Source organism: Achromobacter sp. Marseille-Q4962 (genome assembly GCF_943737005.1).
In the GTDB taxonomy this organism is placed as follows: domain Bacteria; phylum Pseudomonadota; class Gammaproteobacteria; order Burkholderiales; family Burkholderiaceae_B; genus Achromobacter.
Genome location: NZ_CALSFU010000007.1, coordinates 175,610 through 190,502, shown reverse-complemented (window position 1 = coordinate 190,502; position 14,893 = coordinate 175,610). Strand labels below are relative to the sequence as shown.

At 69.4% G+C, this 14,893-nt stretch carries 16 protein-coding genes; 9 read left to right on the top strand and 7 right to left on the bottom strand.

Going from position 1 to position 14,893, the window contains the following annotated elements:
• Positions 1–17: 17 nt before the first annotated feature.
• Complete coding sequence (locus tag NGJ44_RS08315; protein WP_152968142.1) at positions 18–1,295, bottom strand: dicarboxylate/amino acid:cation symporter; 1,278 nt, start codon at positions 1,293–1,295, stop codon at positions 18–20.
• A gap of 248 nt (positions 1,296–1,543) precedes the next feature.
• On the opposite strand from NGJ44_RS08315, the gene NGJ44_RS08310 reads away from it, so the two are divergent.
• Together NGJ44_RS08310 and fba are read left to right on the top strand one after the other, a co-directional pair.
• Complete coding sequence (locus NGJ44_RS08310) at positions 1,544–2,443, top strand: SMP-30/gluconolactonase/LRE family protein (protein WP_251863649.1); 900 nt, start codon at positions 1,544–1,546, stop codon at positions 2,441–2,443.
• Positions 2,444–2,630: 187 nt separating this feature from the next.
• Positions 2,631–3,695 carry a class II fructose-bisphosphate aldolase gene (gene fba, locus NGJ44_RS08305; RefSeq protein ID WP_053245942.1) on the top strand — a complete coding sequence of 355 codons (1,065 nt, stop codon included), beginning with the start codon at positions 2,631–2,633 and terminating at the stop codon, positions 3,693–3,695.
• Positions 3,696–3,879: 184 nt separating this feature from the next.
• Here fba and NGJ44_RS08300 read toward each other — a convergent pair whose 3' ends face one another.
• The gene (locus tag NGJ44_RS08300; protein ID WP_053245943.1) at positions 3,880–4,338 is read right to left on the bottom strand and encodes a GFA family protein; all 459 of its coding nucleotides are present in this window, start codon (positions 4,336–4,338) and stop codon (positions 3,880–3,882) included.
• A gap of 252 nt (positions 4,339–4,590) precedes the next feature.
• Here NGJ44_RS08300 and NGJ44_RS08295 point away from each other — a divergent pair, with 252 nt between their 5' ends.
• From NGJ44_RS08295 to NGJ44_RS08270, 6 genes are all read left to right on the top strand, one after another.
• Complete coding sequence (locus NGJ44_RS08295) at positions 4,591–5,472, top strand: phosphoribosylaminoimidazolesuccinocarboxamide synthase (protein WP_053246761.1); 882 nt, start codon at positions 4,591–4,593, stop codon at positions 5,470–5,472.
• A 198-nt stretch (positions 5,473–5,670) separates the two neighbouring features.
• Positions 5,671–5,832, top strand: coding sequence for a DUF5993 family protein (locus tag NGJ44_RS08290; RefSeq protein WP_251863648.1), 162 nt, complete (start codon positions 5,671–5,673; stop codon positions 5,830–5,832).
• Positions 5,833–5,839: 7 nt separating this feature from the next.
• A complete protein-coding gene (locus tag NGJ44_RS08285) occupies positions 5,840–6,421 on the top strand; it encodes a disulfide bond formation protein B (protein ID WP_251863647.1) in 582 nt (193 codons plus the stop codon).
• Positions 6,422–6,517: 96 nt separating this feature from the next.
• The gene (purE, locus tag NGJ44_RS08280) at positions 6,518–7,039 is read left to right on the top strand and encodes a 5-(carboxyamino)imidazole ribonucleotide mutase (protein WP_053246762.1); all 522 of its coding nucleotides are present in this window, start codon (positions 6,518–6,520) and stop codon (positions 7,037–7,039) included.
• A 4-nt stretch (positions 7,040–7,043) separates the two neighbouring features.
• Entirely contained in the window at positions 7,044–8,234 is a 1,191-nt protein-coding gene (locus NGJ44_RS08275; protein ID WP_053246763.1) for a 5-(carboxyamino)imidazole ribonucleotide synthase, read from the top strand.
• A 3-nt stretch (positions 8,235–8,237) separates the two neighbouring features.
• Positions 8,238–9,290, top strand: coding sequence for an L-threonylcarbamoyladenylate synthase (locus NGJ44_RS08270; RefSeq protein WP_251863646.1), 1,053 nt, complete (start codon positions 8,238–8,240; stop codon positions 9,288–9,290).
• A gap of 9 nt (positions 9,291–9,299) precedes the next feature.
• Here the strand turns inward: NGJ44_RS08270 and NGJ44_RS08265 are convergent, their stop codons facing one another.
• The 4 genes from NGJ44_RS08265 to NGJ44_RS08250 are packed head-to-tail and all read right to left on the bottom strand — an operon-like array spanning position 9,300 to position 12,527.
• Positions 9,300–10,127, bottom strand: coding sequence for an IclR family transcriptional regulator domain-containing protein (locus NGJ44_RS08265; RefSeq protein WP_053245522.1), 828 nt, complete (start codon positions 10,125–10,127; stop codon positions 9,300–9,302).
• On the bottom strand, positions 10,127–10,768 hold the full coding sequence (locus NGJ44_RS08260; protein ID WP_053245521.1) for a 3-oxoacid CoA-transferase subunit B: 642 nt from the start codon (positions 10,766–10,768) through the stop codon (positions 10,127–10,129). The genes NGJ44_RS08265 and NGJ44_RS08260 overlap by 1 nt, the downstream gene beginning before the upstream one ends.
• 10 nt (positions 10,769–10,778) lie before the next feature.
• Positions 10,779–11,459, bottom strand: a complete 681-nt coding sequence (locus tag NGJ44_RS08255) for a 3-oxoacid CoA-transferase subunit A (protein ID WP_053245520.1) — start codon at positions 11,457–11,459, stop codon at positions 10,779–10,781.
• 48 nt (positions 11,460–11,507) lie between these two features.
• Positions 11,508–12,527: a Bug family tripartite tricarboxylate transporter substrate binding protein gene (locus NGJ44_RS08250; protein ID WP_053245519.1), complete on the bottom strand. Its 1,020-nt coding sequence runs from the start codon at positions 12,525–12,527 to the stop codon at positions 11,508–11,510.
• Between the two features lie 329 nt (positions 12,528–12,856).
• On the opposite strand from NGJ44_RS08250, the gene NGJ44_RS08245 reads away from it, so the two are divergent.
• Complete coding sequence (locus tag NGJ44_RS08245) at positions 12,857–13,879, top strand: amino acid ABC transporter substrate-binding protein (protein ID WP_053245518.1); 1,023 nt, start codon at positions 12,857–12,859, stop codon at positions 13,877–13,879.
• Between the two features lie 46 nt (positions 13,880–13,925).
• On the opposite strand, the gene NGJ44_RS08240 is transcribed toward NGJ44_RS08245, so the two are convergent.
• Positions 13,926–14,840 (bottom strand): LysR family transcriptional regulator, encoded by a 915-nt coding sequence (locus NGJ44_RS08240; protein ID WP_251863645.1) that lies wholly within the window; start codon positions 14,838–14,840, stop codon positions 13,926–13,928.
• Positions 14,841–14,893: the final 53 nt, after the last annotated feature.

The following is a 14,893-nucleotide window of genomic DNA, read 5'->3' as shown; positions in this document are numbered from 1 at the left end:
CGCGCCGCCGCAGCGCCTCAGGCGGCGCGCTCCAGCTTTTCCCGTTCCGGCGCCGGCGCCGCGGCTTCGTCCAGCGGACCTTCCAGCTTGGCGATGACCGCCGTGGCTAGGCTGTTGCCCACCACGTTGGTGGCCGTGCGGCCCATGTCGAAGAACTGGTCGATGCCCATGATGAGCAGCAGGCCGGCTTCGGGCAGGTGGAACATCGGCAGGGTGGCGGCCACCACCACCAGCGAGGCGCGCGCCACGCCGGCCATGCCCTTGCTCGTCACCATCAGCACCAGGAGCAGGGTGAGCTGCTGCGGCAGACTCATGGGGATGTTGTAGGCCTGGGCAATGAAAAGCACCGCGAACGACTGATACATCATCGAGCCGTCGAGGTTGAACGAGTAGCCCAGCGGCAGCACGAAGCCGGAGATGCGCTTGGACACGCCGAAGCGCTCCAGGGCCTCGATGGTCTTGGGGTAGGCCGATTCGCTGCTGGCCGTCGAGAAGGCCAGCAGGGTGGGCTCCTTGATCATGCCGCCCAGGCGGAAGGCCGAACGGCCCAGAAAGAGGTAGCCCACGCCGAAGAGAATCGCCCACAGCAGCGCCAGGCCCAGGTAGAACTCGCCGATCAGCTTGCTGTAGCTCACCAGCACGCCCAGACCTTCTGTGGTGATGGCGGCGGCCATGGCGGCGAATACGCCGAAGGGCGCGAAGCGCATCACGTAGTCCGTGACGCGGAACATGATCTTGGCCAGCTCCTCGACCATGTGAAAGATCGTGTTGTGCCCGCGGCTGCGGATGAAGGACAGGGCCGAGCCGAAGAACAGCGAGAACACCAGGATCTGCAGGATCTCGTTGTTGGCCATGGCCTCGACGATGCTCTTGGGGAATACATGGGCCAGGAAGGCCTTGAGCGTGAAGTCGCCGGTCTTCAGGCCCGCCGTGGCGCCGGCGTCGGGCAGGGCGAGGTTCAGGTGCGCGCCCGGCTCGAACAGGTTCACCAGCGCCAGGCCCAGCAGCAGCGAGACGGCGGAGGCCGTGATGAACCAGAACATGGCGCGCAGGCCGATGCGGCCCACGGCGCTGGCGTCGCTCATGCTGGCCAGGCCCGACACCAGGGTGGCGAAGACCAGCGGGGCGATGATCATCTTGATCATGCGCAGGAACACGTCGGTGACCATTCCGAAGTACGAGGCGATCTGTTTGGCCTCCTGGGCGTCCTGCGCATACTTGTTGCAGAAATAGCCCACCACGACGCCCAGCACCATGGCGATGCCGATATAGCGCGTCAGCTTTTTTGTATTCATATTCGACAGAAAACAGGAGCGGATGGCCCGGGCGAGCGCCTGGACGTCCGGCGTGGAAAGACGGGTGTCCCGACCAGGGTTAACCCGAGGCCGGGATGTTAGCGTTCCAGCCTGACAGCTTGTTGTCAGTTCGGGGACGGAACATCCGCCCGGCCGGCCGATGCCCGGCGCCGGCAGGACGTGACACAATGGCCGCGCCCGGGCGGCTTCCCGGGGATGACAGCCATGAGAAAAAGAGGAGACACGCAATGCCGAAACGCGAACTGGCCGAACTGGCCGGCGGATACACCTATCTGGAAGGCCTGCGCTGGCACGACGAGCGCCTGTGGGCGTCGGATTTCTATACCGGCAAGGTGATCGCCGTGGACCTGCGCGGCAAGGTCGAGGAGATCTGCCGCGTGGCGGCCCAGCCGTCGGGCCTGGGCTGGCTGCCCGACGGCCGCCTGCTGGTCGCGTCCATGAAAGACCGCAAGCTGCTGCGGCGCGAGCGCGACGGCGCGCTGGTCGAGCATGCCGACCTGTCGGCCCTGGCGGGCGGGCCGGTCAACGACATGGTGGTGGATGCGCGGGGCCGGGCCTATGTGGGCAACTTCGGTTTCGACCTCATGGCCGGCGAGCCGGTGCGCAATACCGTCATTGCCCGCGCCGACCCCGACGGCAGCGTGCGCGCGGTGGCGCACGACCTCTGTTTCCCCAACGGCTCGTTCATCACGCCGGACGGCAGGACGCTGATCGTCAATGAAACCTTTGGCAACCGGATTTCCGAGTTCGACATCCTGGACGACGGCGGCCTCGGCCCGCGGCGCGACTGGGCCAGCTTCGGCGAACTGCCCCGCACCGACGACCTGCAGGCGCTGATCGCCGCCTCGGCCATCGGCCCCGACGGCGGCGCGCTGGACGCCGAGGGCGCGCTGTGGGTGGCCGACGCCATCGGCAAGCGCATCGTCCGCGTGGCGCGCGGCGGCCGCATCCTGGAGCAGATCGACACGGGCGTGCTGGGCATTTTCGCGGCCGCGCTGGGCGGCCCCGACGGCCGCACGCTCTTCATGGCCGCGGCGCCGGACTTCATCGAGGCCAACCGCCGCGCGCGCCCCGAAGGCCGCATCCTCATGACCCGGGTGGACGTGCCGCACGCCGGCCGGCCCTGAGAACGTCGCCGCCGCCGGCCTCATGCTTTTGGCGGCGCCGCGCCGCGCGCCCCGCTGCGGCCGGTTTAGTCCTGGTGTAGAGGGATACCGGCCGTTGCAAGACCTTTCACCGATTCCCCCGTAAAATCACGCCATTCAGCAAGGCTTCAACCATCTTTCAATAGACAGCACCTAAGGAGGACCACTCATGGCCCTAGTCTCCATGCGCCAGTTGCTCGACCATGCCGCCGAGCACGGCTACGGCATTCCCGCGTTCAACGTCAACAACCTGGAGCAGGTCCAGGCCATCATGGAAGCCGCGGCGGAGACCGACAGCCCGGTCATCATGCAGGCCTCCGCCGGCGCGCGCAAATACGCGGGCGAAACCTTCCTCAAGCACCTCATCCAGGCCGCGGTGGAGTCATACCCGCACATTCCCGTGGTCATGCACCAGGATCACGGCCAGTCGCCCGCGGTCTGCCAGGGCGCGATCGACCTCGGCTTCTCCAGCGTAATGATGGACGGCTCGCTGAAAGAAGACGGCAAGACCATCGCCGACTACGACTACAACGTCGAAGTGACCAGGAAGGTCGTGGACGCCGCGCACAAGCTGGGCGTCACGGTCGAAGGCGAACTGGGCTGCCTGGGCTCGCTCGAAACCATGCAGGGCGACAAGGAAGACGGCCACGGCGCCGACGGCAAGCTCACCATGGACCAGCTCCTCACCGACCCCGAGCAGGCCGCCGACTTCGTGCGCAAGACCCAGCTCGACGCCCTGGCCATCGCCATCGGCACCAGCCACGGCGCCTACAAGTTCACCCGCAAGCCCACCGGCGACATCCTGTCGATTTCGCGCATCAAGGAAATCCACGCCCGCCTGCCCAACACCCACCTGGTGATGCATGGCAGCTCCAGCGTGCCGCAGGAACTGCTGGCCGAGATCCGCGAATTCGGCGGCGACATGAAGGAAACCTACGGCGTGCCGGTCGAGGAAATCCAGGAAGCCATCAAGTTCGGCGTGCGCAAGATCAATATCGACACCGACATCCGCCTGGCCATGACGGGCGCCATCCGCCGCTTCTTCGCCGAGAACCCCAGCAAGTTCGACCCGCGCGAATACCTGAAGCCGGCCCGCGCCGCGGCCAAGGCGATCTGTGTCGCCCGCTACACGCAGTTCGGCACCGCCGGCAACGCCAGCAAGATCAAGCCGGTCCCGCTGACCGAGATCGCCGCGCAATACGCCTCGGGCAAGCTGGCCCAGGTGGTGCAGTAAGCCGGCATGGCGCCGGGGCCGCGCGCCTCGCGCCATCCCTGCAAAACGGATCAGCCTTGAACTGGCCCCCGAAAGTTGGACGTATATCCAACCTTCGGGGGTTTTTATTTGACGTGCCCCCGGAATATCCGTACAGGTCAAAACCGGAGGTAAGGTTGCTTCTCAGCGCCCCGGCGCGGCGCGTTCAGCCCGGCGCCGGCGCGTTGCGCGGGAAATGCGGCACCGACGTGTCGACGTGGTGCCATGACGGCGCGGAGGCCGTCCACAGCGTGGCCTGAGAATGAAACGCCTCGGGATCGTCCAGCGCGCCGGCGCGCACGATCTCGTATCCCATGCCGTCCGACCCGCCGAACAGCGGCGTGCCGCAGTCGGCGCAGAAGCTGCGCATCACCGTGTGCCCGGAGTCTCCCCTGTAGCGGTGCTCCTTGGGGCGGCCGCGCAGCAGCGTGACCGAGCCGGCCCGGAACAGCAGGGCATGGGCGGGGGCGCCGCCGCTGGAATACTGGCAATCCCGGCAATGACAGGTGGCGGCGGTGAAAGGCTCATCGGTAACGGCAAAGCGGATGGCGCCGCACTGGCAGCCGCCCGTGAGATGCACTTGCGCGTCCGGGCCCGCCGGGCGTTTGCGTATCGCGTCCTGCACGAGTTTCTCCTCCCTGGGTGAGGCCGTGACACCCTGGAAAGGGTGGCCGGCGCTGCGGTTTGCGTGGCTCACAGCCTAACGCGCCGGCGCCGCGCCGTCGAGGGCGGCGGGCCCCGGCGGCGCGGACAAGCGGCGCCCATTTGCAGTAACCTATGCGCTTTGCGGCATGCGCCGGCCGCGCCCCTATCCCTTCTGTCCCGCCCCGGCCCGGTCCGCGGCGGGCATCTTCATTATTGCCATAGGCCATTCCCCGTGACTTCTGCTTTGCATCAATCCAGCATCAAGTCCTTGCCGCTGCTGGGCCGCGGTAAGGTGCGCGACATGTACGCCGTGGGCGACGACAAGCTGCTGATCGTCGCGTCCGACCGCATCTCCGCGTTCGACGTCATCCTGGACGACCCCATCCCCGGCAAGGGTCAGGTGCTGACCGAGCTGACCGAGTTCTGGCTGAAGAAACTGGCGCACATCCTGCCCAACCATTCCACCGGCATCAGGCCCGAAGACGTGGTCGCCCCGGACGAGGTGGACCAGGTGCGCGGCCGCGCCGTGGTGGTCAAGCGGCTCAAGCCCATCCTCGTGGAAGCGGTGGCGCGCGGCTACCTGATCGGGTCGGGTTGGAAGGATTACCAGGCCACGGGCGCGATCTGCGGCATCGAGCTGCCGCCCGGCCTGCAGCAGGCCAGCCAGCTTCCGGAGCCCATCTTCACGCCGGCGGCCAAGGCCGAGTTCGGCATGCACGACGAAAACGTGGACTTCGCCCACGTGGTCAAGGAAGTGGGCCAGGAAATGGCCGAGCGCATCCGCGATGTCACGCTCAGGCTCTACACCGAGGCGGCGCGCTACGCGGCCTCCAAGGGCATCATCATCGCCGACACCAAGTTCGAGTTCGGCCTGGACGAAAACGGCGCCCTGCACCTCATGGACGAAGTGCTCACGCCCGATTCCTCGCGTTTCTGGCCGGCCGACGGCTACCGCGTGGGCATCAGCCCGCCTTCGTTCGACAAGCAGTTCGTGCGCGACTGGCTCGAAACCCAGCCCTGGGACAAGACCCCGCCCGCGCCGCGCCTGCCCAAGGACGTGCTGGAAAAGACCGCGGCCAAGTACCGCGAGGCGCTCGAGCGCCTGACCGCCTGAGGCGTCCCGCCCGGCCTTCCCCCCGGCGGCCGGGCGCGCGGGCAGCGAATCTGTCCGTTCTTTTCAAATATTTCGCATTGTTACGCTATACTCCCTCTCTTTGACGGAAGGGGGAGCGGCCGTTCGCGTTCCCGCCGCGCCGGGCGGGGCCCGTCCTGGAAGTCGCAGGCGCCTGTCCTGGGGAAGAAGGAGCTGCGGATGGTAATAATCGTGTTGCCTTTTCTGGCCGGGCTGGCCGCCGTGTGGTTCGGCATGCTGGGCAGGCGCCGCGCCTGCGTGGCGCTCTGGCTGGTGTCCCTGGCCGTCTTCGGGGTGGGCCTGCGCCTGCACCTGGGCGCGCCGCTGGGCCTGTCCTGGTGAGCCGGCCATGATGTTCTCCGCCAATCCCGCGCGCGGTTCGCGCGCCGTCAACGCGGTAGTCCTGCTGGGCGTGAGCCTGTTCCTGGGGCTCGCCCTCTTCCGGCAGTTCGTGCAGGGCGAGCCGGCGTGTCCGCTCTGCCTGCTGCAGCGTGCGGCGCTGGTGCTGGCCGGGGCCGGGCTGCTGCTCAACCTGCGGCTCGGGCCGTCGCCGCTGCACTACGGCATGACCATCGCGGCCGCGCTGGCCGGCATGGCGGCGGCGGGCCGCCAGATGCTGCGGCACATCGCGCCGGACGATCCCGGCCACGGGGCGCTGCTCGGCGGCCTGCATTTCTATACTTGGACTTTCATGGCCTGCGCGGCCCTCATCGCCTTCTGCGCGCTGATGCTGTGCATGGACCGCAAGTGGGGCGACAGCGCCATCAAGCGGCGCGTGCCGGCGGCCGGCGCCGCCGTCATGGCGCTGTTCTTCCTGGCCAGCCTGGGCAGCGTGGGGGGCGCTTTCGCGCAATGCGAAGGCGGCGCATGCGGCATGCGGGCCGTGGGCGCGCCGGACGCGCCCGGACAGGACGGCGCGCGCGCCGGGTAAAATACCCGGTTTCGCGGCCGGCCCGCGTGCGGGCCGCGCATGGCCCGCGCGGCGGCGCCGGCGCTTTCCTCATTTCCACACCGCTCAGACACCGTTATGACAGCCAAGACTTCCGCAGGCGCCGGGGCATCCCCCGTGGCCGGCGTGATTATGGGTTCCTCCAGCGATTGGGAGGTCATGAAGCACGCAGTGGCCATGCTCGAAGACTTCGGCGTGCCCTGCGAAGCGCGCGTGATTTCCGCGCACCGCATGCCGCACGACATGGCGGAGTACGGCGCGCAGGCGCACGCGCGCGGCTTGCGCGGCATCATCGCGGGCGCGGGCGGCGCGGCGCACCTGCCGGGCATGATGGCCGCCCTTACCGAAGTGCCGGTGTTCGGCGTGCCGGTGCCTTCCAAGTACCTGCGCGGCGAGGATTCGCTGCTGTCCATCGTGCAGATGCCCAAGGGCGTGCCGGTGGCCACCTTCGCCATCGGCGAGGCGGGCGCGGCCAACGCGGCGCTGCACCTGATCGCCACGCTGGCCTGCACCGACGAGGCCCTGCGCCGCAAGCTGGTGGATTTCCGCGCCCGCCAGACACAGGCCGCGCGCGACATGAAGGTTCCCCCCGAGGCTTGACACCATGAGCGCTACGCAAGCTTTCACGATCCCGCCCGGCGGCTGGCTGGGCCTGCTGGGCGGCGGCCAGCTGGGCCGCATGTTCTGCCACGCCGCGCAAAGCCTGGGCTACCGGGTGGCCGTGCTGGACCCGGCGCAGGAGTGCCCGGCGGGCATGGTGGCCGACCTGCACATCCAGGCCGCCTATGACGACGAGGCCGGGCTCGAGCGCCTGGCCGCCACCTGCCAAGCCGTGACCACCGAATTCGAGAACGTGCCGGCCGACAGCCTGCGCGCGCTGGCCGCACGCTGCCGCGTCAGCCCGGCCGCCGACGCCGTGGCCATCGTGCAGGACCGCATCGCCGAGAAGGCGTTCATCGCGGGGCAGAACATTCCCGTGGCCCCGCACGCCGCCATCCGCACCGAGGCCGATCTGCGCGCGGCGCCCGGCCATCTGTTTCCGGGCATCCTGAAGGTGGCGCGCCTGGGCTACGACGGCAAGGGCCAGGCCCGTGTCGCCGACCGCGAGCAGGCGCTGGCCGCCTTCGCCGGATTCGGCGGCGTGGCCTGCGTGCTCGAAGCGCTGCTGCCTCTGGACTACGAGATCTCCGTGGTGCTGGCGCGCGGCTTCGACGGGGCCTGCGTGGTGTTTCCGGCGGCCCGCAACGTGCACCGCGACGGCATCCTGGCCGTGTCCACCGTGGCGCCGGCCGCGGGAGACGAGTCCCTGGCGCGCCAGCAGGCGCGCGCCACCGAGGCGGCGCAATCCATCGCGCAGGGGCTGGGCTACCACGGCGTGCTGTGCGTGGAGTTCTTCGTGCTCAAGGACGGCAGCCTCATCGTGAACGAAATCGCGCCCAGGCCGCACAACAGCGGCCACTACACCATGGACGCCTGCCTCACCAGCCAGTTCGAGCAGCAGGCGCGCGCCATGGCGGGGCTGCCGCTGGGCGGGCCCGACCTGCTCGCGCCAGCCGTCATGCTGAACATCCTGGGCGACGTCTGGTATGCCTCGCCCGGGGCGGACACGCAGCGCGAGCCCGACTGGGCGGCCGCGCTGGCCGTGCCCACCGCCAAGCTGCATCTGTACGGCAAGCGCGAGGCGCGGCGCGGGCGCAAGATGGGCCATGTCAACGTCGTGGCGCCAACGCTGGAACAGGCCCGCGCCGACGCCGCGCGCGTGGCGGCGGCGCTGGGCATGCAGGCGCCCGAGTAAGCCATGAGCCAAGTCTCCGCCCGGGCCTCGCAGGCCGAGATCGCGCAGGCCGTGCGGCGCCTGCTCGACGGCGAGCTGGCCGCCTTTCCCACCGAGACCGTGTACGGGCTGGGGGCGGACGCCGAAAACCCGCAGGCCGTGGCCCGCATCTATGCGGCCAAGGGCCGGCCGTCGGACCATCCCGTCATCGTGCACATCGCGCCCCGGGGCGATGTGGGCTACTGGGCCGCGCAGGTGCCCGACCAGGCGCGCCGCCTTATCGACGCCTTCTGGCCGGGGCCGCTTACGCTCATTCTGAAGCGGGCCGCGCATATTCCCGACGCGGTCAGCGCCGGCCAGGACAGCGTGGGCCTGCGCTGCCCCTCGCATCCGGTGGCGCAGGCGCTGCTGGCCGCGTTCGCGGCCGCCAGACCCAACGGGCAGGGCGGGCTGGCCGCGCCGTCGGCCAACAAGTTCGGCCAGGTGTCGCCCACGCGCGCCGAACACGTGCGCAGCGAATTCCCCGAAGAAGTGGCCGCCGGCATGCCGGTGCTGGAGGGCGGCGCGTCCGAGGTGGGCATCGAATCCACCATCGTCGACCTGTCGCGGCTGGACAGCGGCGCCGGCGTGGTGCTGCTGCGGCCGGGCCACATCACCGCGGCGCAGATCGAGGCGGTGCTGGGCGAACCCGTGCGCGCGCCCGACGCGGCCGCGCCGCGCGCCTCCGGCACGCTGAAGGCCCACTACGCGCCGCGCACCGAGCTCGAACTGGCTTCGCCCTCGCGCCTGCAGGAGGTGCTGCAGGGACGCGGGCTGCCGTCGCAGGGCAAGGTGGTGGTGGTGGGGTATACGCCCGAGCCCGCCGCGCGCGACCCGCGCGTGCAATGGCAGGCCGTGCCGGCCGATCCGGCGCGCTATGCCCAGGCGCTCTACGCGCTGCTGCGCGACCTGGACAGCCAGGGCTATGCGCGCATCGTCGTCCAGGCTCCGCCCGCCGACGATGCCTGGCATGCGGTCAACGACCGCATCGGCCGCGCCGCGGCCGCCTTCACGCTGGAAACCACCGGCCTGCGGTAGCGGCGGCGTTCAGGCCGCAAGCAGCTCGCCGATGCGCTCGACCGCCTGGCGCATGGGAGGCAGGAATGTCTCGGCCAGCCGCGGGGTGGGCACGCGCGCGGCCTTGACGCTGACGTTCACCGCGCCGCAGACCGCCCCGCTGGCCGAGCGCACCGGCACCGAGATCGCCCGTACGTTGAGCTCCAGCTCCTGGTCGACCACCGCGTAGCCCTGTTCGCGCACGCGGGCCAGTTCGGCGCGCAGGCGCGTCTCGTTGACTTCGGTGAATTCCGTATAGGGCTTGAGTTCCACCGCCGCGAAATAGCGGTCCAGCGCCGCTTCGGACAAGTGCGCCAGCACGGCGCGGCCGATGGAGGTGCAGTACGCGGGCAGCCGGCTGCCCAGTCCCATGGACGTGGCCAGGATGCGGTGCACCTCGGAACGCGCCAGGTACAGGATCTCGTGGCTTTCGAGCACGGCGAGCGCGCAGGTCTCGTTGACGGTGGCGCTGAGCTCGTCCAGCACGGGCTGGGCCAGCGAGACCAGGGGCGTGGAAGAGAAGTAGGCGTAGCCCAGGTTGAGGATGCGCGGCGTGAGCACATAGTGCCTGCCGTGCCGCTCGGCCACACCCAGCAGCGTGAGGGTGTGCAGGCAGCGCTGCACCACCGCGCGCGGCAGGCCGGCCCGGCGGCTCAGGTCGGCCGCGGTCTGCGGATGGCGGCGCGTGCCGAACGCGCGGATCACGTGCAGGCCGCGCGCGAGCGTGAGCATGTAGTCCGGGTCGCCGCGCAGGCGGTCGGGGTGGTCTTCTTCGGCCAGCGGCGCCGCGTAGCCGGGCGGGGGCAGGGTGGGCAGCATCAGCCTTTGCGCAAGGGCGCGCCGGTGCGCGCCTGCAGTTCCTCGAAGGTGATACCGTCGATCATATCGCGAACCTGCAGCCCGTCCGGCGTGACGTCGATGACGGCCAGGTCGGTATAGATGCGGTCGACCACGCCGGCGCCGGTCAGCGGCAGGGTGCAGCGTTCCACGATCTTGGGCTCGCCGTTCTTGCTGTTGTGCTCCATCATGATGTAGACGCGGCGCGCGCCCACCGCCAGGTCCATCGCGCCGCCCACCGCGGGCGCCTCGCCCGGGCGGTCGAGCGACCAGTTCGCCAGGTCGCCGTTGGCCGCCACCTGCATGCCGCCCATCACGCAGTAATCGAGATGGCCGCCGCGCATCATGGCGAAGGAATCGGCGTGATGGAAATAGCAGCCGCCGGGCAGCAGCGTGACGGGCTGCTTGCCCGCGTTGATGAGATCGAGGTCGCGCGCCGATTCCGCGGGCGGCGGGCCCATGCCCAGGATGCCGTTCTCGCTGTGCAGCACGATTTCGCGGTCCGGCGGCAGATGCGCCGCCACCAGCACCGGCATGCCGATGCCCAGGTTCACGTAGCTGCCGTCGGGGATGTCCAGCGCCAGGCGGCGCGCGATGGCCTCGCGGCTCAGGGGAGTATGCATGCCAGTCTCCTCAGCTCGAAAACGCGGGGTTGGCGACCGTGACGACCCGCTTGACGAAGATGCCGGGCGTGACGACGCATTCGGGATCGAGTTCGCCCAGCCCCACGGTGGCGCGCACCTGCGCGATGGCCGTGCGCGCCGCCATGCACATCACGGGCCCGAAATTGCGCGCGCTCTTGTTGTAGGTGAGGTTGCCCCAGCGGTCGGCGAGCTCCGCCTTGACCAGGGCGAAGTCGCCGTGCAGCGGCTTCTCGAACACGTAGCCGCGCCCGTCGATCACGCGGGTTTCCTTGCCGCGGGCCAGCTCGGTGCCGTAGGCGGTGGGCGTGTAGAAGCCGCCCAGCCCCGCGCCGGCGGCGCGCAGCCGTTCGGCGATGGTGCCCTGCGGCACGCATTCCAGCTCGATGCGCCCGCGCCGGTACAGGTCGTCGAAGACCCAGGAGTGCGAGGCCTTGGGAAACGAGCAGATCACTTTGCGCACCCGGCCCGCCTTGACCAGCGCCGCCAGCCCGGTTTCGTGGTTGCCCGCGTTGTTGCTGACCACGGTGAGTTCGCGCGCGCCCTGGTCGATGAGGGCGTGGATGAGCTCGGTGGGCATGCCCGCGCCGCCGAAGCCGCCGATGAGCACGGTGGCGCCGTCATGAATGTCCGCGACCGCCGCCGCGGCGGTGTCGATGAATTTGTCGATCATGAGAGGTATGTATCCGTCGGGCGGGGCGCGGCCGCGCCCCGCCGCCCGTCATTGCAGGGTGATGTGCGCTTGCTTGATGATCTCGGCGTAGCGGGCCGAGTCTTTCTTCATGAGGTCGGCGAATTCGGCCGCGGTGCCGCCGGCCGGCAGGAAGCCCGCGTCCAGGAATTTCTGCTTGACGTCGGGCTCCCGCACGATCTCGTTGATCTCCTTGGCCATGCGCTCGATGATGGGCTTGGGCGTGTTGGCCGGCGCCATCAGGCCCGCCCACGAGCCGGTGACGAAGCCCGGCATGCCGGCCTGCTCCATGGTGGGGATGCCGGGCTCGGTGGGCCAGCGTTCCTTGCCGGTAAAGGCCAGCGCCTTGAGCTTGCCCTGCTTGACGTACTGCATGGGCACCAGGATGGGGTCGAACACCATCGAGACGCGCCCGGCCAGCAGGTCGGTCAGGATGGGCGCGCTGCCCTTGTAGGCGACGTGCGTCATGACCACCTTGTTGCGCAGCGCGAAGTCGGCCCCGGTGAGGTGCGCGCTGGAGCCGTTGCCGCTGGAGGCGTAGGTGAGCCTGTCGGGGTTCTTGCGGGCGTAGTCGACCAGCTCGGCCACGCTGTTGGCGGGCACGTCCTTGGCGACGAACAGGAAGAGCGGCAGGTCGGCCATTTGCGCTACCGGCACCAGGTCGTCCGGCGTGTAGCCCAGCTTGTACAGGTGGAAATTGATGATGTAGGCGGGCAGCACGCTCAGGAACGTGTAGCCGTCCGGCTCGGCCTTGGCCGCGATGGCGGCGCCCAGGGTGCTGTTCGCGCCGGGCCGGTTTTCCACCACGATGGTCTGGCCCAGGCGCGGCCCGAGCTTTTCCATGACGATGCGCGTTACGGTGTCGGTGGAGCCGCCGGGCGTGTAGGGCACGATGACGCGGATCGGGTGGCTGGGCCACTTGTCGGCGGCGTGGGCCGGCACGGAGCCCAGTCCCGCGGCGGCGCAGGCAGCGGCGGCCAGGAACTTGAGGGCGCGGCGGCGCAAAGGGGTCGACTGCCCGCTTTGGGGCGGGTTCGAAGCGTTGGCCATGGATTTGTCTCCTCCATGAATCGGCATGTGAAGCGGCGCGCCTGGTTTTTTTGATGACGCGCCGCCAGGGGGAATTGCGGGAAGCGAGAGGGCAGGGAGACGGAGTCCCGTTCGCCGGCTATCGGACGGCCCGCGCAAAAAGTATGGCATCGGGCGACAGCGCTCATGGCGCGCCGGCCATTCAATAAAGTTCGATCACCGGACGATGCCGCAATCGGCGGTTTCCGGGGTGGGCTCGATTGTGGCCGCCAGGCGTGCGTCGTATGCTCTCGGGGTGCATGGCGCGCCGGCTCCGGCCGGAGCCGGGCGCCGACAGAGAGGAGAAGCCAATGAAACGCTTGATTTCAGTGCTGGCGGGCGCGTTCGCGCTGGCCTGTGCGTCCCAGGCGGCCCTGGCGGGCCCCACGCTGGACGCGGTGAAGAAAAAAGGATTCGTGCAGTGCGGCCTGAGCGACGGCGTGTCCGGTTTCAGCGCGGCCGACAGCAAGGGCGAGTGGCAGGGCATGGACGTGGATATCTGCCGCGCCGTGGCGGCCGCCGTGTTCGGCGACCCGTCCAAGTTCAAGGGCACGGCGCTTTCCACCCAGCAGCGCTTCACCGCGCTGCAGTCCGGCGAGGTTGACGTGCTGCTGCGCACCGTGACGCTCACGCAGACGCGCGACACCGCGCTGGGCATGTCGGCCGTGGCGGTCAGTTTCTACGACGGCCAGGGCATCATGGTGAGCAAGAAGCTGGGCGTGAAGAGCGCCAAGGAGCTCAATGGCGCCACCGTGTGCGTGCAGCCCGGCACCACCACCGAGCTCAACCTGGCCGACTGGTTCCGCGCCCATGGCATCGAATTCAAGCCGGTCGTGATCGACAAGGTGACGGAAGTGGTCCGCGCCTTCGAGTCGGGCCGCTGCGATGCGTTCACGGACGACGCCTCGCAACTGGCGGCGGTGCGCGCGACACAGGTCGCCAACCCGGACGACTACGAAATCCTGCCCGAGCGCTTTTCCAAGGAGCCGCTGGGCCCCATGGTGCGCCAGGGCGACGAGAACTGGCTGGGCATCGTGCGCTGGACGCTCTTCGCGCTGCTGGAGGCCGAGGAATACGGCATCACGCAGAAAAACGTGGACGAGATGCTCAAGAGCCAGAACCCCAACGTGCAGCGCATCCTGGGCGTGACCCCGGGCGCGGGCAAGAACATGGGGCTGGACGAGAAGTGGGCCTACAACGCCATCAAGGCGGTGGGCAACTACGGCGAGATCTTTGACCGCAACGTGGGCAAGAACAGCAAGCTGGGCCTGCAGCGCGGCACCAACGCCCTGTGGAGCCAGGGCGGGGCCATGTATCCCTGGCCCATCCGTTGAGCGGGCCGGCCGCCGTGCGGCGCGCGCGGCGGCCCGGGGGCGGGCCCTACAGGCGGTCCGCCCCGTTTTGCAGAGAGCGCGTCAGCACGTCGCGCAGCCGCTCCACGGGCCGCGCAAGCGCGCCCAGCCGGGGCAGGTGGACCAGGTAGGCGCGCAGGCCCACGTCGAAATCCGGCACATTCAGGACATCCAGCGCGTCGCGGTAGCGGCTGCGCGCCAGCGCGCCCGGCGTGACCAGGCCGACGCCCATGCCCCGGGCGACGAGGGAGAGCTGCAGTTCGGCGCCGAAGGCTTCCACCGCCACCACGAAAGGCAGGCCCGCATCGTCGAAGGCCTGGCGCATCGCGCTGCGCAGCCCGCAGCCGTCCTGGTTCAGCACCCAGGGGTGCGCCGACAGGCTGCGCAGCGTCACGCCGCTCGCGGGACGCGGAATTTTCAGCGCGGGCGAGGCCACGATGGCCACCGGCGATTGCGCCAGCGGCAGGGCCGTGAGGTGAGCGGGCAGGGTGGTGTTGTCGGGCACCATGACGGCGGCCGCGTCCAGCGCGCCGGCTTCGACCTGCGGCACCAGGGCGGGCGACCATGCCGCGCTGATGCGCAGCATCAGGCGCGGATAGCGGGCGCGCAGCACGTCCAGCGGTTCGGTCAGCGCCTGCTCGGCCAGGAAAGGCGGCACGCCCAGGCGGAATTCCCCTTCCGGCTCGGCCTCGGGCGCGGCGCCGCGCCGCAGCTCGTCCACCGCGCCCAGCACCTTGCGGCCCAGCTCGTAGACCCGCCGCCCCTCGGGGCTGGGGCGCAGCGGCTTGGACTGGCGGTCCAGCAGCACCGCGCCCAGGCTTTCTTCCAGGCTTTGCAGGCGCCGGCTGATGCCGGGCTGGGTCAGGTGCAGCCGGGCGGAGGCGCCCACGATGGAACCCGTTTCCACCACCGCCACAAAAGCCTCGATGTCGCGCGTATTCACAGGCGGCTCTGCTATAAAAATAAAATCGCATAATAAATCAAAAAATTATTCAA

Coding starts and splice junctions, on each gene's coding strand:
- NGJ44_RS08270 (WP_251863646.1), top strand. CDS start 8,238: ATGAGCCAAGTCTCCGCCCGGGCCTCGCAGGCCGAGATCGCGCAGGCC.
- NGJ44_RS08275 (WP_053246763.1), top strand. CDS start 7,044: ATGAGCGCTACGCAAGCTTTCACGATCCCGCCCGGCGGCTGGCTGGGC.
- NGJ44_RS08310 (WP_251863649.1), top strand. CDS start 1,544: ATGCCGAAACGCGAACTGGCCGAACTGGCCGGCGGATACACCTATCTG.
- purE (WP_053246762.1), top strand. CDS start 6,518: ATGACAGCCAAGACTTCCGCAGGCGCCGGGGCATCCCCCGTGGCCGGC.
- NGJ44_RS08250 (WP_053245519.1), bottom strand. CDS start 12,527: ATGGCCAACGCTTCGAACCCGCCCCAAAGCGGGCAGTCGACCCCTTTG.
- NGJ44_RS08265 (WP_053245522.1), bottom strand. CDS start 10,127: ATGCTGCCCACCCTGCCCCCGCCCGGCTACGCGGCGCCGCTGGCCGAA.
- NGJ44_RS08245 (WP_053245518.1), top strand. CDS start 12,857: ATGAAACGCTTGATTTCAGTGCTGGCGGGCGCGTTCGCGCTGGCCTGT.
- NGJ44_RS08285 (WP_251863647.1), top strand. CDS start 5,840: ATGATGTTCTCCGCCAATCCCGCGCGCGGTTCGCGCGCCGTCAACGCG.
- NGJ44_RS08315 (WP_152968142.1), bottom strand. CDS start 1,295: ATGAATACAAAAAAGCTGACGCGCTATATCGGCATCGCCATGGTGCTG.
- NGJ44_RS08260 (WP_053245521.1), bottom strand. CDS start 10,768: ATGCATACTCCCCTGAGCCGCGAGGCCATCGCGCGCCGCCTGGCGCTG.
- NGJ44_RS08255 (WP_053245520.1), bottom strand. CDS start 11,459: ATGATCGACAAATTCATCGACACCGCCGCGGCGGCGGTCGCGGACATT.
- fba (WP_053245942.1), top strand. CDS start 2,631: ATGGCCCTAGTCTCCATGCGCCAGTTGCTCGACCATGCCGCCGAGCAC.
- NGJ44_RS08290 (WP_251863648.1), top strand. CDS start 5,671: ATGGTAATAATCGTGTTGCCTTTTCTGGCCGGGCTGGCCGCCGTGTGG.